Annotated in this window: 19 protein-coding genes, 16 tRNA genes and 2 rRNA genes; 31 read left to right on the forward strand and 6 right to left on the reverse strand. The window is 50.3% G+C overall.

Annotation, left to right across the window (positions count from 1 at the left end):
- Nucleotides 1–19: 19 nt before the first annotated feature.
- From gatB to MKX63_RS09200, 5 genes are all read left to right on the forward strand, one after another.
- Entirely contained in the window at nt 20–1465 is a 1446-nt protein-coding gene (gatB, locus tag MKX63_RS09180) for an Asp-tRNA(Asn)/Glu-tRNA(Gln) amidotransferase subunit GatB (RefSeq protein WP_341016656.1), read from the forward strand.
- A gap of 88 nt (nt 1466–1553) precedes the next feature.
- Complete coding sequence (locus MKX63_RS09185; RefSeq protein WP_341016658.1) at nt 1554–2027, forward strand: GNAT family N-acetyltransferase; 474 nt, start codon at nt 1554–1556, stop codon at nt 2025–2027.
- 39 nt (nt 2028–2066) lie between these two features.
- Complete coding sequence (locus MKX63_RS09190) at nt 2067–3992, forward strand: DUF4097 family beta strand repeat-containing protein (protein WP_341016659.1); 1926 nt, start codon at nt 2067–2069, stop codon at nt 3990–3992.
- 125 nt (nt 3993–4117) lie between these two features.
- Nucleotides 4118–4549 carry a Fur family transcriptional regulator gene (locus MKX63_RS09195; protein WP_036696300.1) on the forward strand — a complete coding sequence of 144 codons (432 nt, stop codon included), beginning with the start codon at nt 4118–4120 and terminating at the stop codon, nt 4547–4549.
- Nucleotides 4550–4744: 195 nt separating this feature from the next.
- Nucleotides 4745–6466: a glycosyl hydrolase family 18 protein gene (locus MKX63_RS09200; protein ID WP_341016662.1), complete on the forward strand. Its 1722-nt coding sequence runs from the start codon at nt 4745–4747 to the stop codon at nt 6464–6466.
- Nucleotides 6467–6593: 127 nt separating this feature from the next.
- Here MKX63_RS09200 and MKX63_RS09205 read toward each other — a convergent pair whose 3' ends face one another.
- Nucleotides 6594–6959: a DUF2614 family zinc ribbon-containing protein gene (locus MKX63_RS09205; protein WP_341016663.1), complete on the reverse strand. Its 366-nt coding sequence runs from the start codon at nt 6957–6959 to the stop codon at nt 6594–6596.
- A gap of 128 nt (nt 6960–7087) precedes the next feature.
- Here MKX63_RS09205 and MKX63_RS09210 point away from each other — a divergent pair, with 128 nt between their 5' ends.
- The 19 genes from MKX63_RS09210 (at nt 7088) to MKX63_RS09300 (ending at nt 15028) form a co-directional block, all read left to right on the forward strand.
- Nucleotides 7088–7963: a nucleotidyltransferase-like protein gene (locus MKX63_RS09210; protein WP_341016665.1), complete on the forward strand. Its 876-nt coding sequence runs from the start codon at nt 7088–7090 to the stop codon at nt 7961–7963.
- A gap of 435 nt (nt 7964–8398) precedes the next feature.
- Nucleotides 8399–9959, forward strand: a 16S ribosomal RNA gene (locus tag MKX63_RS09215).
- 324 nt (nt 9960–10283) lie between these two features.
- Nucleotides 10284–13210: ribosomal RNA gene (locus tag MKX63_RS09220) — 23S ribosomal RNA — on the forward strand.
- The 16S and 23S rRNA genes sit together here with 16 tRNA genes alongside, the layout of an rRNA operon.
- Before the next feature lie 62 nt (nt 13211–13272).
- A tRNA-Asn gene (locus tag MKX63_RS09225) sits at nt 13273–13348 on the forward strand.
- 3 nt (nt 13349–13351) lie between these two features.
- A tRNA-Ser gene (locus MKX63_RS09230) sits at nt 13352–13441 on the forward strand.
- Nucleotides 13442–13603: 162 nt separating this feature from the next.
- Nucleotides 13604–13675: transfer RNA gene (locus MKX63_RS09235), tRNA-Glu, on the forward strand.
- Nucleotides 13676–13680: 5 nt separating this feature from the next.
- A tRNA-Val gene (locus tag MKX63_RS09240) sits at nt 13681–13756 on the forward strand.
- 32 nt (nt 13757–13788) lie between these two features.
- Nucleotides 13789–13865, forward strand: a tRNA-Met gene (locus MKX63_RS09245).
- A gap of 22 nt (nt 13866–13887) precedes the next feature.
- A tRNA-Asp gene (locus MKX63_RS09250) sits at nt 13888–13965 on the forward strand.
- A 134-nt stretch (nt 13966–14099) separates the two neighbouring features.
- Nucleotides 14100–14175, forward strand: a tRNA-Phe gene (locus MKX63_RS09255).
- 15 nt (nt 14176–14190) lie between these two features.
- Nucleotides 14191–14266: transfer RNA gene (locus MKX63_RS09260), tRNA-Thr, on the forward strand.
- Nucleotides 14267–14272: 6 nt separating this feature from the next.
- Nucleotides 14273–14358: transfer RNA gene (locus MKX63_RS09265), tRNA-Tyr, on the forward strand.
- Between the two features lie 6 nt (nt 14359–14364).
- A tRNA-Trp gene (locus MKX63_RS09270) sits at nt 14365–14438 on the forward strand.
- 27 nt (nt 14439–14465) lie between these two features.
- Nucleotides 14466–14541, forward strand: a tRNA-His gene (locus tag MKX63_RS09275).
- A 48-nt stretch (nt 14542–14589) separates the two neighbouring features.
- Nucleotides 14590–14665 (forward strand) — tRNA-His (locus tag MKX63_RS09280).
- Nucleotides 14666–14684: 19 nt separating this feature from the next.
- Nucleotides 14685–14759, forward strand: a tRNA-Gln gene (locus tag MKX63_RS09285).
- A gap of 6 nt (nt 14760–14765) precedes the next feature.
- Nucleotides 14766–14840: transfer RNA gene (locus MKX63_RS09290), tRNA-Gly, on the forward strand.
- A gap of 7 nt (nt 14841–14847) precedes the next feature.
- A tRNA-Cys gene (locus tag MKX63_RS09295) sits at nt 14848–14921 on the forward strand.
- 28 nt (nt 14922–14949) lie between these two features.
- Nucleotides 14950–15028: transfer RNA gene (locus MKX63_RS09300), tRNA-Leu, on the forward strand.
- A gap of 102 nt (nt 15029–15130) precedes the next feature.
- Here the strand turns inward: MKX63_RS09300 and MKX63_RS09305 are convergent.
- A complete protein-coding gene (locus MKX63_RS09305; protein WP_341016667.1) occupies nt 15131–16627 on the reverse strand; it encodes a monooxygenase in 1497 nt (498 codons plus the stop codon).
- Nucleotides 16628–16651: 24 nt separating this feature from the next.
- Nucleotides 16652–17107, reverse strand: a complete 456-nt coding sequence (locus MKX63_RS09310) for a RidA family protein (protein WP_341016669.1) — start codon at nt 17105–17107, stop codon at nt 16652–16654.
- Between the two features lie 234 nt (nt 17108–17341).
- Between MKX63_RS09310 and MKX63_RS09315 the strand changes: the two genes are divergently transcribed.
- Nucleotides 17342–17818, forward strand: a complete 477-nt coding sequence (locus MKX63_RS09315; protein WP_341016670.1) for a MarR family transcriptional regulator — start codon at nt 17342–17344, stop codon at nt 17816–17818.
- 219 nt (nt 17819–18037) lie between these two features.
- Nucleotides 18038–18277: a hypothetical protein gene (locus MKX63_RS09320; protein ID WP_341016671.1), complete on the forward strand. Its 240-nt coding sequence runs from the start codon at nt 18038–18040 to the stop codon at nt 18275–18277.
- Here MKX63_RS09320 and MKX63_RS09325 read toward each other — a convergent pair.
- Both MKX63_RS09325 and MKX63_RS09330 read right to left on the reverse strand, forming a co-directional pair.
- The gene (locus tag MKX63_RS09325) at nt 18272–19531 is read right to left on the reverse strand and encodes a CynX/NimT family MFS transporter (RefSeq protein ID WP_341016672.1); all 1260 of its coding nucleotides are present in this window, start codon (nt 19529–19531) and stop codon (nt 18272–18274) included. The genes MKX63_RS09320 and MKX63_RS09325 overlap by 6 nt on opposite strands.
- On the reverse strand, nt 19528–20205 hold the full coding sequence (locus tag MKX63_RS09330; RefSeq protein ID WP_341018581.1) for a FadR/GntR family transcriptional regulator: 678 nt from the start codon (nt 20203–20205) through the stop codon (nt 19528–19530). The genes MKX63_RS09325 and MKX63_RS09330 overlap by 4 nt, the downstream gene beginning before the upstream one ends.
- Before the next feature lie 209 nt (nt 20206–20414).
- On the opposite strand from MKX63_RS09330, the gene MKX63_RS09335 reads away from it, so the two are divergent.
- The 3 genes from MKX63_RS09335 to MKX63_RS09345 all read left to right on the forward strand — a co-directional run bounded on the left by MKX63_RS09335 (nt 20415) and on the right by MKX63_RS09345 (nt 22741).
- Entirely contained in the window at nt 20415–20930 is a 516-nt protein-coding gene (locus tag MKX63_RS09335) for a MarR family transcriptional regulator (RefSeq protein ID WP_341016673.1), read from the forward strand.
- Nucleotides 20917–21168, forward strand: a complete 252-nt coding sequence (locus tag MKX63_RS09340) for a hypothetical protein (protein ID WP_341016675.1) — start codon at nt 20917–20919, stop codon at nt 21166–21168. The genes MKX63_RS09335 and MKX63_RS09340 overlap by 14 nt, the downstream gene beginning before the upstream one ends.
- A gap of 130 nt (nt 21169–21298) precedes the next feature.
- A complete protein-coding gene (locus MKX63_RS09345; protein ID WP_341016676.1) occupies nt 21299–22741 on the forward strand; it encodes a hypothetical protein in 1443 nt (480 codons plus the stop codon).
- A gap of 32 nt (nt 22742–22773) precedes the next feature.
- Here MKX63_RS09345 and MKX63_RS09350 read toward each other — a convergent pair whose 3' ends face one another.
- Nucleotides 22774–23136 carry a winged helix-turn-helix transcriptional regulator gene (locus MKX63_RS09350; RefSeq protein WP_341016677.1) on the reverse strand — a complete coding sequence of 121 codons (363 nt, stop codon included), beginning with the start codon at nt 23134–23136 and terminating at the stop codon, nt 22774–22776.
- A gap of 137 nt (nt 23137–23273) precedes the next feature.
- Here MKX63_RS09350 and MKX63_RS09355 point away from each other — a divergent pair, with 137 nt between their 5' ends.
- Nucleotides 23274–24866: an extracellular solute-binding protein gene (locus MKX63_RS09355; protein ID WP_341016679.1), complete on the forward strand. Its 1593-nt coding sequence runs from the start codon at nt 23274–23276 to the stop codon at nt 24864–24866.
- On the forward strand, nt 24863–25774 hold the full coding sequence (locus MKX63_RS09360) for an ABC transporter permease (RefSeq protein WP_341016681.1): 912 nt from the start codon (nt 24863–24865) through the stop codon (nt 25772–25774). Before MKX63_RS09355 ends, MKX63_RS09360 begins: the two co-directional genes overlap by 4 nt.
- Nucleotides 25775–25783 lie beyond the last annotated feature (9 nt).

Genomic DNA, 25783 nt, shown 5'->3' on the forward strand with positions numbered 1-25783 from the left:
GACCATAAACTTTTAAGGGATGAGATTATCTATGTCTAAATATGAAACGGTCATCGGGCTGGAAGTTCATGTGGAGCTTCATACCAAGTCCAAAATCTTCTGCGGCTGCTCCACTGAATTCGGCGCGCCGCCTAATACACATACCTGCCCGGTTTGTCTCGGTCACCCCGGTGTACTGCCGGTGCTGAACCGCCAAGCGGTGGAGTATGCCATGAAAGCGGCAATGGCTCTGAACTGTACGATCGGCGATGTCAGCAAATTCGACCGCAAGAACTATTTTTACCCTGACTCTCCAAAAGCCTACCAGATTTCGCAATACGATCAGCCTATCGGCCTCGGCGGCTGGATTGATATTGAAGTGAACGGAGAGACCAAACGGATCGGGATCACCCGTCTTCATCTGGAAGAGGACGCGGGTAAGCTGACGCATGTGGATGGAGGCTTCGCTTCACTGGTTGACTTCAACCGTGTGGGAACGCCGCTGATTGAGATTGTGTCGGAGCCTGATCTGCGTTCGCCGGAGGAAGCGCGTGCTTACCTGGAGAAGATCCGCGCTATTATGCAGTACTGCGATGTGTCCGATGTGAAGATGGAGGAAGGCTCCATGCGTTGTGATGCCAACATCAGCCTGCGGCCGGCAGGCCAGGAAGAATTCGGTATCCGTGCGGAACTGAAGAATATGAACTCCTTCCGCGGGGTTCTGCGCGGGCTGGAGTACGAACAGATCCGCCAGGCAGAGATCCTGGATGACGGGGGAGTCGTTGTACAGGAGACCCGCCGCTGGGATGAAGCCGGAGGCAAGACCTTGTCCATGCGCGGCAAGGAGGAAGCCCATGACTACCGTTATTTCCCGGACCCGGATCTGATTGTGCTGCATATCGACGATGCATGGAGGGAAGCGATCCGCTCCACCATTCCCGAGCTTCCAGATGCCCGTCGGGCGCGTTACAGCGAAGAATTCGGCCTGACTGCCTATGATGCCGGAGTGCTCACCTCCTCCAAGCCGCTTGCGGACTTCTTCGAGGGCAGTCTGGCCTTCACGCAGGATGCCAAGGCTGTCGCTAACTGGATGATGGGCGATCTGCTCGGATATTTGAACAGCAATAATCTGGAATTATCCCAGGTGAAGATTACGCCGCAGGGATTGGGCGAGATGATCGGCCTGATCGCAGGCGGAACCATCAGCAGCAAAATCGCCAAAACGGTATTCAAAGAAATGCTGGAGAGCGGAAAGCTGCCGGCGGTTATTGTGGAAGAGCAAGGCCTCGTTCAGATCAGCGATGAAGGGGCGATCAAACGAATCGTTGAGGAAGTGGTCGCGGCCAATCCGCAATCGGTCGAAGACTACAAGGCGGGTAAGCAAAAAGCCATCGGCTTCCTTGTAGGACAGGTCATGAAGGCAAGCAAAGGGAAGGCTAACCCGGGTCTTGCGAACACCCTGCTCACAGAAGTGTTGAACAGATAGACTGCTTTTGGGTAATAGATCATAGAATCTTGGCACAGGGCTTGTCGGCAACGGCAGGCCCTGTGCAGTATATAAGGGGAATGTACGGATGGATACAATCGTGAAACTGGATCTGCAGGATGAGTTCCTGCTTGATGAGCTGTGGAGCCTTCAGCATAAGGCCTACCGCCTGGAGGCTGAGATCATCGGGTTTCGTGACATACCGCCGCTGCTGGAGACGAGGGATATGCTCAGCCGGGTCACAGAGGAGTTCTATGGCTGCTTCAATGAGACGGAAGAGCTGCTCGGCGCTGTCGCAGTCATAGAGGAGTCTCCCGGCAAGCTAACGGTTACCCGGATGATGGTCAGCCCGGATCATTTCCGCCAAGGCGTGGCCGGAAGGATGTTAGAATTTATCTTTGCCCGTTATGCGGAGATGGAGCAGTTTATCGTATCTACGGGGAAGCTGAACCTTCCGGCAGTGACGCTCTATACCAAGCATGGGTTCATTCCTGCCGGGTCCGAAGAGGTGGCTCCGGGAGTAGAACTGCTGGAGCTTCACCGGCCAGGCAGGCTGAAATGACAAGAGTACATCCCACTTTAGAAAGGAGGAGTACCGAGAATGAATTCCGGTTATCAGAATCATGAGGAGCTTCCCGTGCGGGAGGAAGAGAACGAGGCAGACATGCCGCTGTCTGAAGCAGACGGAGAATTGAAGCGCCCCTACATCCCTCCCCGTCCCAAGCGCCGTCCGCGCAAACGTAAATTTATAGCCGGCCTGCTTGCTGCAGTGCTTCCCGGCACGGGACATCTCTATCTCGGGCTGCTCCGCAAAGGGATTTCTGTCATTTTCCTTATTGTGCTGGATATTGTGGCACTGCTGTATTTCTCATCTATCGGGATGCAGATTAATGTACCGCTGCTGATTTTACTGGGGCTGCTGATCCCGGTGTTATACTTCTATAATGTGTTTGACGCGCTCCAGACCGCAGACCGGATTCTGCGTTATCCTGAAGAGCATGATCCTGAAGAGCTGGAGACCATGAGTGGCGGTACCACCTCAAGACGACGCGTAAGGATCAGCGAGCCGGGCATTTCCTTTGGCCTCCTGCTGCTTATCGGCGGGGCGCTGCTCTTCCTTTTTCAGCAAAAGCCGCCCTGGCTTCGCGTATTCATTGAGACCTCTGCCGGTGCTGCCGTCTCCGTGGTGCTGATAGGACTTGGCCTGCTTATGGGAATCAGAGAAATGGCCAGGGACTCCATAGCGCGTCAGGACAAGGAGCGTAAGAAACGGCGGATCGGCAGATATACGGCCTCAGTAACGCTGGCTGCTGTCGGAATCCTGCTTCTCCTGGACTGGCGCGATGGAACAGATTATATGATGCTGCTGCTCAAATGGTGGCCCATCATTCCGGTATTATGGGGAGTAGAGTATCTGCTGATCTATATTCTTTTCCGCCGGCTGAAGCAGAATGGTACGGCTGGAAGAGCGCGTATGGATCTGCGGGGATTGTTCTCTGCGGTAATACTGGCTGCCTGTGTGTTTATCGTAACCGAGCAGGAGCACTATCTGCATTTGTGGAACAAGGTGAGTCTTAACCTGACCGTGGCGGCGGTCGATTACGGGGAAGCGGAAGGAAGCTCTTATACGAAGGCTCCGGTAATGGTGCCGGTCGAACTGAACACCTCCAAGGTCAATATTGACGCTATTAATGGAGACATTCTCATTCACCGGGCTGCTGTGGAGGATATCGAGATTACGGCAACCGTATGGGTGGACCAGTTGGACGGGGTACTGGCTGAATCCATAGCCGATCAGTCTTTTGTCGAGGTGACAGAGGGCACAACGATCAAGATTACACCCCAGAGTAAGGCGTACGGTGAATCCGGCAAACGCCAGCCGCGGATTAACCTCGATATCTCCCTGCCGGAAGACCGGCGGTTCGACCTGAACGTCCGTACGATGAACGGCGGAATTACGCTGCAGAATGTGGAAGCTATTGCAGACATCTCGCTGGAGACAGGGAACGGGGAGCTGATCCTGCACCGCATTTACGGCAATGTAAAAGGTAAAACCTTAAACGGCGCAGTACGCGCCAGAGATGTCCTGGGCAATGTGGAGCTGGGGACAAGCGGAGGCGATATGGGGGCCTGGGATGTCAGAGGCGCTCTGAAGCTGTCCACGGCAGTCGGCAACATTACGGCATATGACAGCGGGGATACACTGGATCTGTCCACGAAGAACGGCAATGTGGAGGTATCCGGAGCAAGATCCAAGCTGCATGCCGAATCCCTGAACGGCCGGATCAGCATCCGCTCCGGAGATTTCGGGGGAGACTGGGATATTTACAGTGCAGTGGGGGATATTGAACTATTCCTGCCGCTGACGGGTAATTATACGGTGGAAGGCTCCAGCGGCTATGGAGACATCGTAACAGACCTGCCAGGGCTTGTGATTGATAAAAAGGTGCTTTCCGGCCAAATCGGAACCGGCGAATTCAAGCTGCGCGTAGACGGAAACAGCAATTTAAATGTGAGCAAATATTGAAATAAGGAATTTTTATTATATAATAATGAATATAATGTAATGACTTCATTGACAACGTAGAAAGCAGAGTCATACAATTACATTAGAATTATTATTAAGTTGTATAATCAAAGGCGGTGGCATGGATGGGTAGTGGCGTACAGCATGCATTGGAGCAACTCAAAACAACCGGTGTTCGTATTACGCCTCAGCGTCATGCGATTCTAACGTATCTGATGGAAGCGATGAATCATCCTACGGCAGACGACATCTACCGGGCTCTTGAGCCTCAATTTCCGAGCATGAGCGTGGCAACTGTGTATAACAATCTTAAGATGTTCATGGAAGCAGGTATGGTCCGTGAGCTGACCTACGGTGATAATTCCAGCCGTTTCGACGCCAATGTATCTGATCATTATCATGTTATCTGCCAGGAATGCGGCAAGATTGAGGATTTCAGCTATTCTACTCTTCATGAGGTAGAGCTGCAGGCCGAACAGGCTACAGGCTTCAAGATTCATGGATTACGTATGGAGCTGTACGGTGTGTGCAAAGGCTGCGGCGAGAAGCAGCACTGAATGAAATAGTACCGGTAAGCGTGTGGAGTCCAAATACGGATTCTGCACGCTTTTTTTGTATGGAGATACAATCAAGCTGTTACAAAAATACAAACCTTCCAACAGATTCGCGCAACCAAGCTCGCCTGCATGGCGTATACTTAACAGAAGTGTTGCCTGCTTTTAAAATTCAACGAACGGTTTGGAGGACCTATTTTGGACAGAAGACAGAGACAAAGACGCGTCACGAAGCGTGGAAGTCTTACTCGCCGCTTATTGGGACTTGTCATCATAGCCGCCGCAGCCTTTTGGGTTGTTTATTATGTACTGCCGAACCGCCAGCATCTGGACCCGGACTGGAAGGGGCTGGACAAGCCGATTTTTGTGAAGGGACAGCTTACCGGCTATTCAGCATCGGGTACGGGGGACAGTCTGCTTTTACCGCTGCCTTTTTTGCAGGAATATGTAGATCCTTCTATCCGTTATGAAAAAGAGAGCAAATCAGTCATCCTCTCAACGGACAGCAGTCTGCTGTACATGCAGGAGGAATCCAAGGCCGCAGCTCTGAACAATGAACCTCTGCAGCTTCGCCTTGCTCCCGAGGTTAAAGATAAAGTGACCTATCTTCCGGCAGATACACTGGAGAATCTGTACGGCTTCGAGATCGAAGAGAATGCGAATACCGGTGCGGTGCTGCTAATGACTGCGGGAGAATCGGTGCCGCTTGGCAAGGTGAAGGGTAAAGAAGGCGGGAAAACGAAAGCCCTGCGCAGTGAACCTTCGGTGCATGCACCGATTTTGGCCGATATGAATCCTGGCGATGTTGTACGGATCTGGAACACGGACACCAAGGACTGGGTATACGCCCAGCTTGATAATGGTTATTCGGGCTACGCCCAGGCTGATGATATTACCGGAGACGGCACCCGAACGGTAGAAAAGAAGCCCGAAACACCTACACGTGCGCAGCGCAGCTGGAAGGATAAACCGGTTAACATGTTCTGGGAAGCCGTGTACGAACGCAAGCCAAACCCGGCCAAATTTGCAGCCTTGCCTGGAATTAATGTGGTTAGCCCCACCTGGTTCAGCATTATTGATGTGAAGGGGAATGTGCGCAGCCAGGCGGACCGCTCTTATGTGGATTGGGCGCATAATCAGGGGATGGAGGTATGGGGGCTGCTGAGCAACAGCTTTGAACCTGATTTGACTACGGAAGCCTTATCCACGTATGACAATCGGATGAATGCCATTGTGCAGATGCTTAAGTATGCAGACCTGTATAACTTAGACGGGATTAATATCGACTTCGAGAATGTGTACACCAAGGATGGACCGAACGTAACCCAGTTCATGCGGGAACTCAAGCCGATGGCCCAGAGCCGGAATCTGATTGTCTCTATTGACGTAACGCCGAAGTCCAAGAGCGAGATGTGGTCCCTGTTCCTCGACCGCTCGGCGCTTGCAGCCGCATCAGACTTCCTGATTGTAATGGCCTACGACGAGCACTGGGCAGCCAGTCCGGTTGCAGGCTCAGTAGCCTCTCTACCATGGGTTAAGACCTCTATGAACCGGATTATCGAGGAGGATATGGTGCCGTCAGAGAAGCTGATTCTGGGAGTGCCGCTCTATACGCGGATCTGGACGGAAGCCACCGAGAAGGGCAAGACCAAAGTAAGCTCCAAGGCCGTCAGCATGAATGCGGTCAAGGAGATTATCGCCGAGAAGAAGCTGACACCGGTATTCGATAAGGAAGCCGGACAGAACTATGTGGAGTATAAGGAAGATGATGTTCTCCGCAAAATCTGGATCGAGGACAGCACCTCGCTCACAGCCAGGGTAGAGCTGGCCCAGTCCTTGAAGCTGGGCGGAGTGGCCGCCTGGAACCGGAGCTTCGCCAGTCCGGAGGCTTGGGAAGCATTGAAGGGAATTATTAAATAAGAATGATCTCCTGCTGATCATAATCATAAAAAAGGTGTTGTCCTAGGGAGGACAACACCTTTTTTGCAAGAAAATCTGAATGCCCACATCACAACAAATGATTGAAGTTAACGCTTCATGAACAGGGTTAATGTTTAAGCTGTTGGATTTCAAGCTCTTCGGCGGTAATAGTAGCTTGTGCAGCGTCCATGGTGAGGATGGTGTGGCAGAACATACAGCGGTCGGTTTTGCCCAGCATTTTGGTCAGCTTATGGCACTCCGGACATTCCACCTGAACTGCACTGGTTGAGAGCATGCCCGCCCAGAAATAAATAGCCAGACTGGCCATCATGGAGACGAGTCCAATGACAAGACCGACAGCAGCGACGACTTTTCCGGCAGATCCCCAGAATACGATGCCTGCGGTTCCCATGATCATGAGACCCATGCCCAGCATGGTCAGAAGCAGTCCCCAGGTGCGAAAAGCATTGATTTTGGCCGATTTAAATTTCATGAGTATGATCTCCTAACTGAAATATAGTTCGGTTGTTCAGGAGGAACTGGCATGAATATGTAGAATAAGCTTATGTATAGAGATTATAACTGACGGACGCAAAATCGCCAAATTTGATGGAGGGAAGTATGGAACTGTCCAATTTGACCCTATTAAGCGGGGAGACATTTGAGGAGAATGTTCTTGGAGCCGTTGCTTGGCGGCAAAGAGGGGATGCCACGTTTCAAAGTGCGCTATTGCATGATTTTGATATGGTGGTCCTTCTGCTGCACGAGGAACAGGAGACGGAACGCATCATAACCCATAGCATTGCCGGTGATAAGCGGACACAATCGGTGCATGTAGGTCTGTCTGCACTGGAACGTGCTGTCATGGCAGGGGATAACAACGAGCTGCTGAGCAGCCTGATATCCGGAGAGGTACTCTGGGACCCGAAGGGGATCTTGGCGGAGATGCGCAAGCAGCTCATTCAGTTTGAGGGCCCGCTTAAAGAACGGGTAATGTTTATGGAATTCGCCCGTTTTTTACATATGTATATTAAGTCCAAGCGGTATATTGAGGCAGGCTGTACCATGGACGCCTATAATTGCGTACTTATTGCTTTGTATCATTGGGCGCGCATTGAAGTGAGTGAAGCGGGGGATTTCCCGGAACCGGCAGTATGGGGGCAGGTGAAAAGCCTCAACTCCCCGGTCCATAAGCTATACGAAGAATTGACTATCAGCACAGAGACACTGGACCAGAGAATTGAACTGATTCTGCTTGCCTGTGAATTTGCCCTCATGTCAAAAATGGAGGAGTGCTGTACCATGCTGCTTCATATTCTGGGCAGCCGTAAGGAGGCGTGGAGTATGAAGGAGCTTCTGCAGCATTCGGGGCTCAGCCCGCTCCAGGCAGAATTGCCGCTTGTGCTTCGCAAGCTGGTATCCCGTTCATTAATTCGGGAGATAGCATCCTGGGCAGTGGACGCCGGAGATGGTCATGCCATTCGTTATACGCTCTAAACTAATAAATCGCCCACTGGCGGTAGTAGCTCTATATAGATAGCATTAGCGGGAGAATGGAGAGAGTGAATATACTCTCTTTTTTTATTTTTCCGGGTTTGTAGAAGAGCTGAGGGAGAGCATAATATTTAGGGTTGACTAGGGTGCAGTTCTTATGATAAATTATAACTCGTCCCTCTGACATAACGATGCGCAGCAATGCAGTCGTAAATCAGCCGAAAAAAGAAATTGAAAAAAAGGTTGACTAAAACGAGGGCGCTGTGATATATTATAAAGGTCGCTGCTGAGACAAAAAACGGCGACGGAAGATGAACTTGATCTTTGAAAACTGAACAACGAGTGAGTATCTGGAGATCACTTCGGTGAGATCCAAAATTAGAGAATGTAAATTCTCGTCAGATGTTTCAAAATGAGCAATCGCTCTTTCTAAATACCAATTTGGAGAGTTTGATCCTGGCTCAGGACGAACGCTGGCGGCGTGCCTAATACATGCAAGTCGAGCGGAGTCTGAGAGGAAGCTTGCTTCCTTTCAGACTTAGCGGCGGACGGGTGAGTAACACGTAGGCAACCTGCCCTCAAGGCTGGGATAACTACCGGAAACGGTAGCTAATACCGGATAATTTCTTTCTTCTCCTGAGGAGAGAATGAAAGGCGGAGCAATCTGCTGCTTGGGGATGGGCCTGCGGCGCATTAGCTAGTTGGTGGGGTAACGGCCCACCAAGGCGACGATGCGTAGCCGACCTGAGAGGGTGAACGGCCACACTGGGACTGAGACACGGCCCAGACTCCTACGGGAGGCAGCAGTAGGGAATCTTCCGCAATGGGCGCAAGCCTGACGGAGCAACGCCGCGTGAGTGATGAAGGTTTTCGGATCGTAAAGCTCTGTTGCCAGGGAAGAACGTCCGGTAGAGTAACTGCTGCCGGAGTGACGGTACCTGAGAAGAAAGCCCCGGCTAACTACGTGCCAGCAGCCGCGGTAATACGTAGGGGGCAAGCGTTGTCCGGAATTATTGGGCGTAAAGCGCGCGCAGGCGGTTATTTAAGTCTGGTGTTTAAACCTTGGGCTCAACCTGAGGTCGCACTGGAAACTGGGTGACTTGAGTACAGAAGAGGAAAGTGGAATTCCACGTGTAGCGGTGAAATGCGTAGATATGTGGAGGAACACCAGTGGCGAAGGCGACTTTCTGGGCTGTAACTGACGCTGAGGCGCGAAAGCGTGGGGAGCAAACAGGATTAGATACCCTGGTAGTCCACGCCGTAAACGATGAGTGCTAGGTGTTAGGGGTTTCGATACCCTTGGTGCCGAAGTTAACACAGTAAGCACTCCGCCTGGGGAGTACGGTCGCAAGACTGAAACTCAAAGGAATTGACGGGGACCCGCACAAGCAGTGGAGTATGTGGTTTAATTCGAAGCAACGCGAAGAACCTTACCAGGTCTTGACATCCAACTAACGAAGCAGAGATGCATCAGGTGCCCTTCGGGGAAAGTTGAGACAGGTGGTGCATGGTTGTCGTCAGCTCGTGTCGTGAGATGTTGGGTTAAGTCCCGCAACGAGCGCAACCCTTGACTTTAGTTGCCAGCAGGTTGAGCTGGGCACTCTAGAGTGACTGCCGGTGACAAACCGGAGGAAGGTGGGGATGACGTCAAATCATCATGCCCCTTATGACCTGGGCTACACACGTACTACAATGGCCGGTACAACGGGAAGCGAAGCCGCGAGGTGGAGCCAATCCCAGCAAAGCCGGTCTCAGTTCGGATTGCAGGCTGCAACTCGCCTGCATGAAGTCGGAATTGCTAGTAATCGCGGATCAGCATGCCGCGGTGAATACGTTCCCGGGTCTTGTACACACCGCCCGTCACACCACGAGAGTTTACAACACCCGAAGTCGGTGGGGTAACCCGCAAGGGAGCCAGCCGCCGAAGGTGGGGTAGATGATTGGGGTGAAGTCGTAACAAGGTAGCCGTATCGGAAGGTGCGGCTGGATCACCTCCTTTCTATGGAGAATCGTTTCCTGCAACGGAAACATTCAAATCTTAAATCTAGCCGGTCGGCTAGTTACTCACTCGTTGGTCAGTTTTGAGAGCTCAAACTCTCACGCAAGAAACTTGATCCTTGAAAACTGGATACCGAAACGAATTTGCGTTTTAGAACATTCCTTTAAGCTGAACTTGTGTAAACAAGTTTTGAAGTTTTTAGCGATACTGAGCGATGGTTTTGGATTATGAGGGACTTTTGGCTTTGAATATTCTAGCAGGCGGAGTGATCCGGTTGCGCTATTCAAAACAAGATGAGCGAATAAGCCAATACCGGAGCGATTTGGTTAAGCTACTAAGAGCACACGGAGGATGCCTAGGCGCCAGGAGCCGACGAAGGACGTGGCGAACAACGAAACTGCCTCGGGGAGCTGTAAGCAAGCTTTGATCCGGGGGTGTCCGAATGGGGAAACCCAGCTGTGGTAATTCGCAGTTACTCGTATCTGAATACATAGGATACGCAGAGGCAGACCAGGGGAACTGAAACATCTAAGTACCCTGAGGAAGAGAAAACAATAGTGATTCCGTCAGTAGCGGCGAGCGAACGCGGAACAGCCTAAACCAAGGGGCTTGCCCCTTGGGGTTGTGGGACGTCTCACATGGAGTTACAAAGGAATACGGTAGGCGAAGAGGTCTGGAAAGGCCCGCGATAGAGGTAAAAGCCCTGTAGCCGAAATGGTATTCTCTCCGAGACGGATCCCGAGTAGTGCGGGGCACGTGAAACCCCGTATGAATCCAGCAGGACCATCTGCTAAGGCTAAATACTACCTGGCGACCGATAGTGAAACAGTACCGTGAGGGAAAGGTGAAAAGCACCCCGGAAGGGGAGTGAAATAGAACCTGAAACCGTGTGCTTACAAAAAGTCAGAGTCCTCTTTATGGATGATGGCGTGCCTTTTGTAGAATGAACCGGCGAGTTACGTTTAACATGCAAGGTTAAGGTGAGAAGCCGGAGCCGCAGCGAAAGCGAGTCTGAATAGGGCGACTGAGTATGTGGACGTAGACCCGAAACCGTGTGATCTACCCCTGTCCAGGGTGAAGGTGCGGTAACACGCACTGGAGGCCCGAACCCACGCATGTTGAAAAATGCGGGGATGAGGTGGGGGTAGCGGAGAAATTCCAATCGAACTCGGAGATAGCTGGTTCTCCCCGAAATAGCTTTAGGGCTAGCCTCGGTGAATGGAGTGGTGGAGGTAGAGCACTGATTGGGTGCGGGGCCCGCAAGGGTTACCAAGCTCAGTCAAACTCCGAATGCCATTACCTTCTTGCCGGGAGTCAGACAGTGAGTGCTAAGATCCATTGTCAAAAGGGAAACAGCCCAGACCATCAGCTAAGGTCCCCAAGTGTGTGTTAAGTGGGAAAGGATGTGGAGTTGCACAGACAACCAGGATGTTGGCTTAGAAGCAGCCACCATTGAAAGAGTGCGTAATAGCTCACTGGTCGAGTGACTCTGCGCCGAAAATGTAACGGGGCTAAACACACCACCGAAGCTATGGCTAGATGCTTTGCATCTGGGGTAGGGGAGCGTTGTGTAGGGGTTGAAGGTGTACCGTAAGGAGCGCTGGACACTACACAAGTGAGAATGCCGGTATGAGTAACGAAAAGATCAGTGAGAATCTGATCCGCCGAAAGCCCAAGGTTTCCTGAGGAAGGCTCGTCCGCTCAGGGTAAGTCGGGACCTAAGGCGAGGCCGACAGGCGTAGTCGAAGGACAACAGTTTGAAATTACTGTACCACCGTAATCCGCTATGAGCGATGGGGTGACGCAGGAGGGTAGTGACGCGGACTGATGGATGTCCGTCTAAGCAGTGAGGCTGGTGTGCAGGCAAATCCGCACACCGTGAAGGCTGGGCTGTGATGGGGAGCGAAAATTACAGTAGCGAAGGTCATGATCTCACACTGCCAAGAAAAGCCTCTAGTCAGGAGAAGGTGCCCGTACCGCAAACCGACACAGGTAGGCGAGAAGAGAATTCTAAGGCGCGCGGAAGAACTCTCGTTAAGGAACTCGGCAAAATGACCCCGTAACTTCGGGAGAAGGGGTGCCTCGGTAGGGTGAATAGCCCGAGGGGGCCGCAGTGAAAAGGCCCAAGCGACTGTTTAGCAAAAACACAGGTCTGTGCGAAGCCGTAAGGCGAAGTATACGGGCTGACGCCTGCCCGGTGCTGGAAGGTTAAGGGGAGCGGTTAGGAGCAATCCGAAGCTGTGAACCGAAGCCCCAGTAAACGGCGGCCGTAACTATAACGGTCCTAAGGTAGCGAAATTCCTTGTCAGGTAAATTCTGACCCGCACGAATGGCGTAACGACTTGGGCGCTGTCTCAACGAGAGATCCGGTGAAATTTTAATACCTGTGAAGATGCAGGTTACCCGCGACAAGACGGAAAGACCCCATGGAGCTTTACTGCAGCTTGATATTGAATTTGGGTACGATCTGTACAGGATAGGTGGGAGCCGTAGAAGCAGGAGCGCAAGCTTCTGTGGAGGCGCCGTTGGGATACCACCCTGATCGTATCTAGGTTCTAACCTGGTACCCTAAGCGGGTACGGGGACCGTGTCAGGCGGGCAGTTTGACTGGGGCGGTCGCCTCCTAAAGAGTAACGGAGGCGTTCAAAGGTTCCCTCAGAATGGTTGGAAATCATTCGCAGAGTGCAAAGGCATAAGGGAGCTTGACTGCGAGACCTACAAGTCGAGCAGGGACGAAAGTCGGACTTAGTGATCCGGTGGTACCGCATGGAAGGGCCATCGCTCAACGGATAAAAGCTACCCTGGGGATAACAGGCTTATCTCCCCCAAGAGTCCACATCGACGGGGAGGTTTGGCACCTCGATGTCGGCTCATCGCATCCTGGGGCTGAAGTAGGTCCCAAGGGTTGGGCTGTTCGCCCATTAAAGCGGTACGCGAGCTGGGTTCAGAACGTCGTGAGACAGTTCGGTCCCTATCTGTCGTGGGCGCAGGAAATTTGAGAGGAGCTGTCCTTAGTACGAGAGGACCGGGATGGACGTACCGCTGGTGCATCAGTTGTTCCGCCAGGAGCATGGCTGAGTAGCTACGTACGGACGGGATAAGCGCTGAAAGCATCTAAGCGTGAAGCCCCCCTCAAGATGAGATTTCCCAGTATGTAAGACCCCTTGAAGACGACGAGGTAGATAGGTTGGAGGTGGAAGTGCAGCAATGCATGGAGCTGACCAATACTAATCGGTCGAGGGCTTATCCAAATTTCGATCACGCAGATTCGTTTCGGATTCAGTTTTCAGGCGATTAAGCCTGGTATGTATATTCCCTGATAGCTCAGTTGGTAGAGCACTCGACTGTTAATCGAGTTGTCACAGGTTCGAGTCCTGTTCGGGGAGCCATATGGAGAGGTGTCCGAGTTTGGCCGAAGGAGCACGATTGGAAATCGTGTAGGCGCCACAAGCGTCTCGAGGGTTCGAATCCCTCTCTCTCCGTAGCTGTACTTCCCTGCAAGGGGATGAGAACCCTCTGTGGTTCGTTGGAGCATAAGCTTCGTTAGCACTACATCGCAATCTCGTAACGAAGTGAAGAGTATCCCTCTCTCTCCGTAGCGTTACCTCCCTGCAAGGGGATGAGAGTAAATGTATTTACAGCATGGCTCGTTGGTCAAGGGGTTAAGACACCTCCCTTTCACGGAGGTAACATGGGTTCGAATCCCATACGAGTCATATATGGAGGCTTAGCTCAGCTGGGAGAGCATCTGCCTTACAAGCAGAGGGTCGGGGGTTCGAACCCCTCAGCCTCCACCATCTATCTTAACCGAATAGATTATGTTCAATGACGCGGGGTGGAGCAGCCCGGTAGCTCGTCGGGCTCATAACCCGAAGGCCGCAGGTTCAAATCCTGCCCCCGCAACCAATCTTCACAAAGTACCAAACCTGGAACCGTGGTGTAGTTGGCCTAACATGCCTGCCTGTCACGCAGGAGACCGCGGGTTCGAATCCCGTCGGTTCCGCCATCTTTAATTGCTTCAGGGATGAGAATCCATTATGGGTTCGTTGGAGCATAAGCTTCGTTAGCATTACACCGCAATCTCGTAACGTAGTGAAGAGTATCCCGTCGGTTCCGCCATCTTTACAGAATCACTTTTATGGCTCGGTAGCTCAGTCGGTAGAGCAAAGGACTGAAAATCCTTGTGTCGGGGGTTCGATTCCCTCCCGCGCCACCATATACAACTTAATATGCCGGTGTAGCTCAATTGGTAGAGCAACTGACTTGTAATCAGTAGGTTGGGGGTTCAAGTCCTCTCGCCGGCACCATCCCGTGGAGGCTTAGCGAAGTGGCCAAACGCATCAGACTGTAAATCTGCTCACGTACGTGTTCGGTGGTTCGAATCCATCAGCCTCCACCATTTTTTAGGGGCATAGTTTAAAGGTAGAACAACGGTCTCCAAAACCGTTGGTGTGGGTTCAATTCCTGCTGCCCCTGCCAAGTAATTTCATATAAAAGAATCATATGGCGACCGTGGCGAAGGGGTTAACGCACCGGATTGTGGTTCCGGCATTCGTGGGTTCGAGACCCATCGGTCGCCCCATTTCTTTTATAAGAATTACATAGGAATACAACTTAAAAGCTTCATATGGCGACTGTGGCGAAGGGGTTAACGCACCGGATTGTGGTTCCGGCATTCGTGGGTTCGAGACCCATCAGTCGCCCCATTTTTATTCAATAAGTTGTTGGGGATTAGCCAAGCGGTAAGGCAACGGACTTTGACTCCGTCATTCATAGGTTCGATTCCTATATCCCCAGCCATTATATGCGGACGTGGCTCAGCGGTAGAGCATCGCCTTGCCAAGGCGAGGGTCGCGGGTTCGATTCCCGTCGTCCGCTCCATTTTTTCGGTGCCATAGCCAAGTGGTAAGGCAAAGCTCTGCAAAAGCTTTATCCCCAGTTCAAATCTGGGTGGCACCTCCATTATTTTTTAGGAATTGTATATGTATACGCCGGCGTGGCGGAATGGCAGACGCGCTCGACTCAAAATCGAGTGGGAAACCGTGGAGGTTCGAGTCCTCTCGCCGGTATTATTTTTAAAAGGAACGGCCCATTAGACTCTTCATCTAATGGGCCGTTTTTATTTTTCTCGGATCATTCAAAATCTATTGTTACACACCTCAAGCGAATTACTACACGGTAATGTCTCCGCACCAGCGAATGATTCCTTCTTTTATGGTTTGAATTGGATTGGGATCGGATAGAGAAATCGCCCAGGCAATATGTCCATCCGGCCGAATCAGCGCCGTGTGGACGTCGTTCCAATCTGCGTCAGCCTCAGTCAAAGAGGCATGTACCACTTGAAGGTTGCTATACGTTTCCCATTGACCGCTATTCTGTTCATCAGAATGGAAATGCAACAGAAGAAAAGTACCTTTGTGCAAGAGCGGGTAGGAGTTAATTAATTGCCCGTCTTTCAGCTTTAAGCTTAGATCTTTGAAACGTTTCCCGTTTAAAGGATGGGAAGGCGCTTCGGCGTCGGGTACATAATGTACGTCTAGGGCAGAAATTTGTGCAGCGATTTGATAATTAGCCTCCGGTATTTGAATCAGATTAGCCAGCATGCTTCGCAGTTCCATGATGAGAGGCGTCACGTCCAGAAGCAGGGTCTGGACCTCGGTATTCCGGAGCAAGGCCGTATTCCATGGAATACGTTCGGCATGATAACTGTCCAATAGCCAGTCTGGAGCCCAGCCTTTGATTGCTCCTGCAAGCTTCCAGCCTAAGTTCATCGCTTCTTGTAAGCCGACGTTCATTCCCTGTCCACCAGCGGGAAAATGAATGTGCGCCGAATCTCCCGCCAAGAACAATCGGCCATTCCGATAGCGTTCCGCTTGCCGCGTAGCATTTCCGAATCGGGACATCCATTTCACATCGTTCAATCCCAGGTCACTTCCGGTCGTACGGATGAGCGATGAACGAAACTCTTCCAATGTAACGCTCTCATCCTTGGAGACGTTACGTCTCTCCATATCGATCATCAAGACTCGATAGATATGATCATTGATTGGAATGATGCTGACCAATCCTTGTTCTGTAATTCGGGATATGACACTCATAGGAGCCAAATCAGATAGAACAGCATCCCCCAGAATAGCCGTGAAGGTCGCATCTGTACCTTCAAAGGATATATTTGCGTGTTTGCGAACCAAGCTTCTGGCTCCATCCGTACCTACCACGTAAGCTGATCTTAACGTTGTTTCTCCATGCGGTCCCGCGATCTTAACGTCGACCCCATTCTCATCCTGATGCACAGACAGAGCCTCGACCTCTCTCAAGACCTCCGCGCCAAGACTAAGAGCCCAATCCTCCAGCACCTTCTCTGTCTCACTCTGCGGTAAAAAGAGGGTGTGATTGGAAGAAGAATCCAACACCGAGAAATCCAAAGGAGTTTCCAATCCGGCGAAATGTCCTCTCGAAAGTAAGCGGCCTTGCTTGATTAATTGTGATTTCACTCCACGCATATCTAATATTTCAAGCGTGCGTGGATGTACGGTAAGCGCACGTGAATATGGGGTTGTCTCCTTTAGTCGCTCAATGACGCACACCTTTACACCGGCTAAGGCCAATTCTCCAGCCAACATCATGCCGACAGGACCGCCACCGATCAGGATGACTTCATATTTCATATCAACAACCTCTTTTCTTATACATTATGGGAAGATCACGATAGCATCTATTTCGATAAGCCATTCAGGATCGGCTAGTGCTTGAACGCCTATATAGGTACTTGCTGTCCTCGGCCAGTTAGGGCCAAACACATGGAATCCGGCCTTAAAAATAATCGAAATCAAATCCGGGCTGTGGTTTACGACAAAAATATTCATTTTTGCAATGCACAAGGGATCCGCTTGCACGGCTTCCAAAGCATACTTAAGATTGGTGAACACTTGAATCGCTTGCGCGTAATAATCCCCTGAACCGATCAATGCTCCTGATTCATCTACAGAGACCTGACCTGAGATGAAAGCCAATTTGGAGGCAGTAGTTACCACGACATGAGAAATTACAGATGTAACCTTGTCCGTCAATATCTTCGGATTCACAATTTCCATAGGCAGGTAGGCTCCATTCCCATATATATAAATCTTCTCTTGAAAAGTGGTCAAGTATTTCCAGTAAACCTCCTTCATCAATTATTGTTTCGTTAGAACCTTTTTTACTGCCTGTTAAAACAAGTGTGATGAAAATTATATGCTTATTTAGTTTCATATGAAACAATATTAGTTTACTTTGTTGCTATTTGTTCTGTCAACCCCAATAATAATAAGTTATGATAATTTGTTTCATGTAAAACAATATGTGATATAATGATAAAAACAAGTTAAGGAGCCAGCATAATCATGGATACTGCCAGTAAGAACAAAACCGCCATTCATGAATTTTTCGTTCAGTTTCTTGAGCAAAAAGAGCAGTATGAAACCCGAATAACTGCCACATACCTGGAGGATATCCGGAAACATATTGAATCAGAATTCAGCTTGAATATGACGGAACTGCACATCATTGCGTGCATCGGTGAGCAGGAGCCGATCAATCTCACTTCCATCGCGGAGAGAATAAATTTAAGCAAAGGAAATACCTCCAAGATCGCAAATAAATTATTAAAGGCAGGTTGGGTTCGAAAAGCCCAGCTCAACGACAACAAAAAGGAAGTGTACTTTCGGCTAACGTCTGTCGGCAAAAAGCTATTTGCTGCTCATGATGAGCTTCATGCGAAGGAAAAGCAAAGAATGTACGAATTTTTGGAAAAATATAACGAAAGCGAGCTCGAATTTATTAAACGGTTGTTTGGAGAAATGGTTGACTTCTATCGTTAACCTACCGGGTACAAGAGCTCAATAATCATAAAGCTTAACCGAAATGGTACTCGATAACGCACAAGTAAGGCATTAGTTTTACCTCATGAGGCTGCATCCGCGAGGGTGGCAGCGAACTTGGGTGGTACCGCGAAACAATCCCCATTCGTCCTTGTATGAGCTGACCGCTGTCAGTTTGCTCAGGCGGAGAGGGGGGGATATTGCAAAGGAGGCTGCCCCATGGAACAGCAATTAGGAATGATGAATGTAACAACCATGCCGTCAGAGGAATATATACCCGGTTCGGAGGTGCTTTTGCGCGGCTTGCTGAAGGAAGACTTTGGGGAGGGTCTGCGCTCTGTTTTATGGTTTCCTTCAATGAAAAAGCGAAAGTCTGGGAATTTATTTCTCGTCCATGACTATCGCTTTTTTGATTTCATGAATTCACATCGGAATCGGATATGGGCTCTTCATTTATGAAATTTTTAATTTTTTGCGCGCCGAACCCACAAATTGATTTCTGCCTGCACCTAGACCAACAATACCGAGGAGAGCAGAAGCGCCAACCAAAATCAGGAGTGGAGCACTCCAACTATGAGTGGCATCATGCAGGTATCCAATCAGCGCCGGGCCGATGGCTGCCAGCAGATACCCGATGGATTGGGCCATGCCCGATAATTCCGCCGCTTGATGGGCACTTTGAGTGCGCAAGCCGAAAAACATCATAGACAAGCCAAAGGCAAAGCCCGCTCCAATTCCAAGAATAATTACCCACAACAGAAGCAGTTGGATACTGCTATAGAGAAGCCCAAGCGTTCCGATTAAAAGTAGGATTGTTGTAATAACCACTAAGGACCGCTGGTTAGACATACGCCCTGCCATAACAGGGACGATAAATGCAAAGGGGAGGGAAGCCATAATCAAAACCGAGAGAAACCAGCCGGATTGACTTGAATTGATGCCTTGTTCTTTTAGGATTTCAGGCAACCAGGCAACCAGCACATAGAAAATGGCTGATTGAATTCCCATAAAAAGAGTCACCTGCCAAGCTAATGGAGAGCGCCATATTTTAACCTGATGGTTCTTACCTGTGCTGTTACTAATAATGGCGGGTTTCGTTGGAGTCTTGAGCAGCGGTATCCAAAAGAGAATGGAGATGATGCTAAGTATTCCCCATACTCCCAGAGCACCTTGCCAGTTCATACCTGCTCCCACAGCTAAGGGAATACTAATACCGGAAGCAATCGCCCCGCATAGATTCATGGAAACTGAATAGACCCCTGTCATAGTCCCCATTTGCTGCGGAAATTCCCGTTTAATCAGGCTGGGAAGTAATACATTACATATAGTAATAGCAAATCCCAGAATTGCAGTTCCAACATATAATGTCGCTGCTCCAGATAACGACCGAACAGCAATACCTATGACTAAAAAAATCAGAGAAATCAGGATAATTCGTTCTATACCATATCTATGTCCTAATTTGGGTACAAAAGGTGATAATAGGGCAAATGCAATTAGTGGAACTGTAGTAATCAGGCCTGCTAAAGTATTAGAAATATGCACATTGTCCCGAATAAGGCTGACCAAGGGTCCCACTGATGTGAGAGGGGCGCGCAAATTCGCTGCGATAAAAATAATTCCTATGATCATGAACCAGAGTGTCGTTTGCTTCTTAATACCGGTATTGGATATTCCATCGTGCTTGTTTAACAATTGTTCTGGTGAACTCATAGATGTGCCTCCTGTGTACGGGCTTTATCAATGTATAAACGAACAGCCTCCTCCGCTTGATGACTATTCTGGTCAGCAATGGCTTGATAGAGCAGGGCATGAGAATCGAGATAAAAATCTACGGTTTTGAGATCCTTCATTTCCAAAATCATGTTTTGCAGCGCCGCGGAAATATGATTGTATAAATTCGACATCAATTGGTTATGCGAAGCGGCTATCACCATTTTGTGAAACTCCACATCCAAATAGGCATAAGCTTCAAGATCTTGCCGGGCGGCTGCTTGTCTGCACTGGTCAAGACATGTCCGAAGTGCCGCCAAATCTTCCTCGTCTCTCCTGAGCGCAGCCAGGGCAGCCGCCTCTCTCTCTAATGCATACCGGACCTCCAGGCTCTCAAACTTATCGGTATGTTCTATTACTTTTCTAATCACTGACCCCAAAACACTGGAGGAGCAGACATATGTGCCGTCCCCTTGTCTGGTCTTGAGCAGACCCGCATAGGTTAGAGCCCGAATCGCTTCCCTTAAGGTATTACGACTGACATGAAGCTGCTCCATTAGCTCCGGCTCTGGAGGAATACGCGTCCCTACTTGCCATTCGCTGCTTTCGATCTTCTCTTGGATCTGGTAGGCCACCTGTTCCACCAAGGTTAAACGTTGAGTCTGAGCTAACAATTGTATCATTCCTTTGCAAACGTAGGATGTTTGGTACTTTGGTTGAATTATAGCAGATTCAATTCGGCTTGAAAAGATGAAAATGATATTGATTCTCAATCTCAGTCGTGCTAATATGATTTTGTTCAGTTGTGAACAAAAATAAAAGCAATGGATGGCTGCCTTTAACCATGGGCTGAATCAAACACAAGAGAGGAGAGACCCGGCAAGTGGAATTTCAAAATCATTCTAAAGGCCACCTTTATGAGCAATATATCAGAATGCTGCATTTGAACGAATTATATACAGAACATGAAATTAACGTGTTTCGGGAGCAAGCACAAAAGCTTCAAATCGATATGCTCTCCAATAATATTACCAGTGTGCACGTTATTGATTGCATTGGTGATCATGAGCCGATTAATCATACCGGAATAACCCAAAAAATGAATTTGTCCAAAGCAAGCATTACAAATATTAGTTCAAAGTTATTGGAGATGGGTTTCATTGTGAGAAGTCAAATGAACAACAACCGAAAGGAAAGTTATTTCAGTCTAACGGATAAGGGAAGACAGGTGTATCAACTGCACCAAAAGATGCATCAAGAGAAAGAAGAGGGTTTTTATCAGTTTATTGAAGCTTATTCAGAGGCTGAATTACAGACGATTGGGAAGTTCATGAGTGATTTGTTGGCGCGCGCCGAAGAATACTCCGAGGGGAAGTTTAACGGAAATGAAGATATTTAATTCGAGACGGAAGGAAGCATCAGGTGATGAAGAAAAAAAACCGGGTCTCTCAGAATTAGAGCAAATTGCCAGTGAGAAAAGAAAGGTTCAATTTTACCTCAGATTGATGCTGGGATTAGGTTCAACCTGTGGTGTGATGATACCTATAGAACCTTTTTTTACGACTCTAAATGAGCTTTCCGCTCAAGAGACTGCACTTTTACAAAAGGCAAAGGATCAATTAGATCAATCAGAATGAAAAGGAAGGACAGTTTCCTTATTGAAACTGACTTACGGAAATGAAATTAACATACTTTAAAGTGCGTACTTTTCAAGCTGGAGGAATGATTCTATACTGAGTCAAACATAATGATTGGGGGAGGTCGCAAGTGGATTATCGGATCCGAATGGAGGGAGGAACTCTGCGCTTTGGAACGCAGTTGGACCCTACACCAGAAGCGCTATCGTGGAATTCTAAAACTGTCCGGGAGCTGGCAAAGTGGGATATTCCTGCTGGTGTGTACCGGGCCAAGGAGATTGTCCGTGAAGCCGGAATTCTGCTCGAAGCGGTGTGTGCCCGGCTGGGAGCTGCTTCTGCTGGGCCGCTGTTAAAGAATCTTCAAGCAAGCCTGGCGGTCTCCGGGAGAGAAGCAGTGCTGCCGTTCGCTTCGCTTGCGGCGGGCGAGGAGCGAAAGAGCCTGTTCCTCGCCCAGGCAGAGCAAATCGGAACAGCTCTATCAGGCTGGGCGCGGGAAATTTATACTGAGCAGACGGGAAGGCAAAGGTATGGATATGATGCCTTGCTCCGGCTCGTTCATCGGAGCCGGTGCGATCAGCATTTATGGACGCTGGAGGCGGTAAGTATTTTGATGGGACCGGCCGGCAGCCCGGAAGTCATGCAGTTGTTCAACGAGTATTTGCATCAGCTTGTGTTGCTCAGGGATATATTGATTCCATATGAAAATTGGGAGGAGGTTCCCTTGGAGATTGGAGAGGATCGCGAGGTCATTGGATTGCGTAACCTTGAACCAGCGCGGGACAGCTTCTTCACCGAGCTGATTGTCAAACGGATTGGACACAAGGAAATCGTACGCTTTACCCAGAAGGTGTTGTGCCCGGAGCTTGTCACGGTTGGTTACGGATTCCAATACCGGCTCGGGACTGTGCTGCCCGCAGCGGTCGGGAAGTCGCCGGTAACCGCAGCCCCGTGCCTGCTCCGCTGGCACCCTGCACAAATCCTGCCAGGTTCGGAAGCCGGGAATACGGAAGCAATCGCTTTCGATTATGAGCAGGCTGATTACGGGGCGGCGCCCCGCAGCTGGATTGATTCTTGTGCGCCCGGCAAGTCAAACGGGGACAAGACCAATGCGGCAAGTCTGCATTTTAGAAGTGATGCCGATATCGTACCCCGGATGCTTGAGCCGGGACGCGCTTCGCTTGTGCTGCGGTTGACTGATTCTGAGGGAAGGGAGTATGGTGTGGATCTCGGACAGGCTCTGCGGGGACAGCGCTATATGTACCGTCCCGAGGCTGTTATTTCCACAGAATCAGAATCCTCCAGTCCCACCTCTGGGAGTGAAGGACGTTCCGGTTGGCTTGAGTACGAAGCGGCTGATCTATTAGGGCTACCTGGTCTGGCGGACAGCTCCCGGGACAGCATATACTATGTTTCGGCTAAAGGAAACACGCCTCTCCTCCTGGGACTGCTCGGTAAGCTGTTCCCGCAGAACGTCGTCGTGATCGGCGGAGGTGGGGCGGATGAATACGCAGGGGCGCTTCGGGCAGGCAAACAATTCGGTGCTAAATTCCTGCTCCACCGCGGCATTTCCTAAGTTTACCGGAAGGAGTTCAGCAGCAGAGGAGGTTAAGCGCGATGCTCCGCAGCCGTCTGGTCCTCCTCCGGAAATGCCTGTATATAATCGGCGCCAAAGTCGCAGAGCTGGACTAAGATGGACATAAGTCTTTTACCCGTATCGGTAAGGGAGTATTCCACCTTCGGCGGAACGACGACATACACTTTGCGGACGATTAAACCGGCGGTTTCCAGGTCTCTTAGCTGTATCGTCAGCATTTTTTGCGTGGCTCCGGGCATCAAGCGCAGCAGTTCATTGAACCGGTAGGTTTGTTGCGATAAATGGCCTAGAATCAAGGGCTTCCATTTGCCGCTGATCAACCCCAGGGCAATTTCGGAGGTGCACATGAAATCGTGATTGCGGTACCTGATCATTGTTGAGCCTCCTCTTTTTTTTGCAGGAATGTCGAGTAATTATCTATATTTACTATGGATTATAGCAAAGCGGGCCCTCTGTTTACAAGAGTGACAACCGCAGCTCATAAGGAGTGAACCTTCAAGATATGCTGACAATGAAAAAAACATTCGTGCTGCCGTTTGTGATGGCTCTGCTGTTCCTAATCACAGCGTGCTCAGGACGGGGCGAAGCACCGGAAGCGGTGCAGTCGGGCAACGGCTCAGGCCCGGATTATCCGATTCAGACGGATACTGAACTAACCTATTGGCTGCTAACTCAGACGACTCTTAAACCAAGCATCAAGGATATCCCCTTTTATCAGGAATGGCAGAAGCGGATTGGCGTACCGGTCCGGTTCTCGGAAATCTCCTCGGCTCAGGCGAAGGAAGCGTTCAGCGTTATGCTGTCTTCGGGGGAGCTGACCGACATTATCGAATACAACTGGCTGACCGGCTTACCGGGGGGACCGGAAAAGGCGATTAAGGATGGCTACATTCTGCGGTTAAACGATCTGATTGATCAGTACGCGCCGAACCTGAAAAAGTATTTGCAGGAGCACCCCGACATCGACAAGCTGGTCAAAACGGATAACGGAGACTATTATGCTTTCCCGTTTCTCAAAGAGGGAGGGATGACCACGCAATGGGCGGGTCCGGTGCTGCGAAAGGATTGGCTGCAGGAATTGAATTTGGACGTTCCGGCGACTATTGAGGAGTGGCACAAAGTACTTACGGCGTTCAAGGAACAAAAGGGAGCGCGGGCCCCGCTGACTTTCAATAGTCAATCTAGTGCGCTGCAGGGTTTCCTGGACGGGGCATTCATCGGAGCGTTCGGGGTCATTCGTGACTTCTACGTTGAAGACGGGAAGGTGAAGTATGGCCCGTTGCAGCCTGGGTACAGGCAGTTTCTGGAGACGATGAACGCCTGGTACAAGGAAGGGCTGCTGGACCAGAGCTTCTCCCAGAACGACCGCAAAACGCAGGATGCCAATATCATGACCGGAGCTTCCGGAGCGACCTTCTCTTCAGGTGCCAATATAGATAAATGGGAGACGGCGCTTGCCGCCGGGAATCCGCAGGCAGTCTTCGTGTTTGCGCCGTATCCCGTACTGAATAAGGGCGAGACTCCAAAGTTCGGACAGGAAGCCTGGTTATACGGGGCTGAAGCATCCGCTGCCGTGTCCGCCACCAGCAAGCATCCCGAGCTCGCCGTTCAGGTGCTTGATTATGCTTATGGAGAAGAGGGCTATCTATTGTTCAACTATGGGACGGAGGGGCAGTCCTATATCATGAAAGACGGCAAGCCGGAGGTAACTGGTCTGATTACACAAAATCCGGACAACCTGTCCTATCTTGAAGCGTTGACTCTGTATACCCATACTGTGAATCCAGGCCCCTATGTCGAATCCAAAGAGCTGATCGGCAAATTGGCCCTGACGAACGAGGATCATAATTATGACCGCTGGAAAACGGACAATCTGAAGCATGTTCTGCCTCCCGTCTCGATTACGGCGGAGGAATCAGGCGAATATGCGCGTATTATGGCCGATATTAATACACTTGTCGACGAGACAACGCTTAAGATTATTCTGGGCACAGTGTCTGCGGATGACGCTTACCGCAGGTTTGCGGACCAGCTTGAGCAACTGGGCATCGGCCGCGCGCTCGAAATTCAGCAAGCTGCTTATGAGCGCTTCCTTAGCCGATGAACAGACGCAGTATCGCCAGGGATTTCAAACGCAATAAATGGCTGTATGTATTAGCGCTTCCGGTTGTCATCTATTATGTGTTGTTTCAATACCTGCCCATGTACGGAGCAGTTATTGCTTTTCAGAATTATACGCCTATGAAAGGGATTTGGGGAAGCGAGTGGATAGGACTGGAGCACTTCCGCTCCTTCTTCAACAGCTACTATTTCTGGCGCTTGCTCGGGAATACAGTGCTGCTGAGCCTATACTCACTGCTGTTTGAGTTTACGGCTCCTATCGTCCTCGCGCTGCTGATCCATGAGGTTCGTTCCCGTTATATCAAGTCTTTTGTGCAGACGGTATCGTTCATGCCTTACTTCATCTCGCTGATCGTTGTCAGCAGCCTGATCAAGGACTTGACCCATAGCGGCGGCATTGTGAATCTGGCCTATACGTGGCTGACCGGCGGGGATGGCCAGGATATGCTGCAGCAGCCGGGGCTGTTCCGGGGCATCTATGTACTGTCCGAAATCTGGCAGCGGATGGGCTGGGAGTCGATCATTTATGCGGCTGCGCTCACCACAATTCCAAGGGAGCAGTACGAGGCGGCACGAATAGACGGTGCCAGTCGGCTCCGTCAGATGATAAGCATAACGCTGCCCGGGCTGTTGCCGACGATTATGGTCATGGGTATATTGCGGATGGGCCGTTTGCTGGAGGTGGGTTATGAGAAAATCCTGTTACTCTACAATCCCGTCATTTACGGGACGGCTGACGTCGTTTCCACATTTGTATACCGTAAGGGGCTGCTTGACAACGACTGGAGCTTTAGCTCCGCCATTGGGTTGTTCAATTCCGCGATTAATCTCCTGCTTCTGCTGTCCGCCAACGCGCTCAGCCGCAAAATAAATCAAAACAGCTTATGGTAGGAGGCCAAA

It is taken from the genome of Paenibacillus sp. FSL R7-0179 (assembly GCF_038002265.1).
In the GTDB taxonomy this organism is placed as follows: Bacteria; Bacillota; Bacilli; order Paenibacillales; family Paenibacillaceae; genus Paenibacillus_AQ.

Excerpts from the sequence above, each read along its gene's own strand:
- MKX63_RS09190 (WP_341016659.1), top strand. The coding sequence starts at position 2,067 with ATGAATTCCGGTTATCAGAATCATGAGGAGCTTCCCGTGCGGGAGGAA.
- MKX63_RS09350 (WP_341016677.1), bottom strand. The coding sequence starts at position 23,136 with ATGATCAGGTACCGCAATCACGATTTCATGTGCACCTCCGAAATTGCC.
- MKX63_RS09205 (WP_341016663.1), bottom strand. The coding sequence starts at position 6,959 with ATGAAATTTAAATCGGCCAAAATCAATGCTTTTCGCACCTGGGGACTG.
- MKX63_RS09340 (WP_341016675.1), top strand. The coding sequence starts at position 20,917 with ATGAAGATATTTAATTCGAGACGGAAGGAAGCATCAGGTGATGAAGAA.
- MKX63_RS09360 (WP_341016681.1), top strand. The coding sequence starts at position 24,863 with ATGAACAGACGCAGTATCGCCAGGGATTTCAAACGCAATAAATGGCTG.
- MKX63_RS09210 (WP_341016665.1), top strand. The coding sequence starts at position 7,088 with ATGGAACTGTCCAATTTGACCCTATTAAGCGGGGAGACATTTGAGGAG.
- MKX63_RS09195 (WP_036696300.1), top strand. The coding sequence starts at position 4,118 with ATGGGTAGTGGCGTACAGCATGCATTGGAGCAACTCAAAACAACCGGT.
- MKX63_RS09355 (WP_341016679.1), top strand. The coding sequence starts at position 23,274 with ATGAAAAAAACATTCGTGCTGCCGTTTGTGATGGCTCTGCTGTTCCTA.
- MKX63_RS09305 (WP_341016667.1), bottom strand. The coding sequence starts at position 16,627 with ATGAAATATGAAGTCATCCTGATCGGTGGCGGTCCTGTCGGCATGATG.
- MKX63_RS09325 (WP_341016672.1), bottom strand. The coding sequence starts at position 19,531 with ATGAGTTCACCAGAACAATTGTTAAACAAGCACGATGGAATATCCAAT.
- gatB (WP_341016656.1), top strand. The coding sequence starts at position 20 with ATGAGATTATCTATGTCTAAATATGAAACGGTCATCGGGCTGGAAGTT.
- MKX63_RS09315 (WP_341016670.1), top strand. The coding sequence starts at position 17,342 with ATGGATACTGCCAGTAAGAACAAAACCGCCATTCATGAATTTTTCGTT.
- MKX63_RS09320 (WP_341016671.1), top strand. The coding sequence starts at position 18,038 with ATGGAACAGCAATTAGGAATGATGAATGTAACAACCATGCCGTCAGAG.
- MKX63_RS09185 (WP_341016658.1), top strand. The coding sequence starts at position 1,554 with ATGGATACAATCGTGAAACTGGATCTGCAGGATGAGTTCCTGCTTGAT.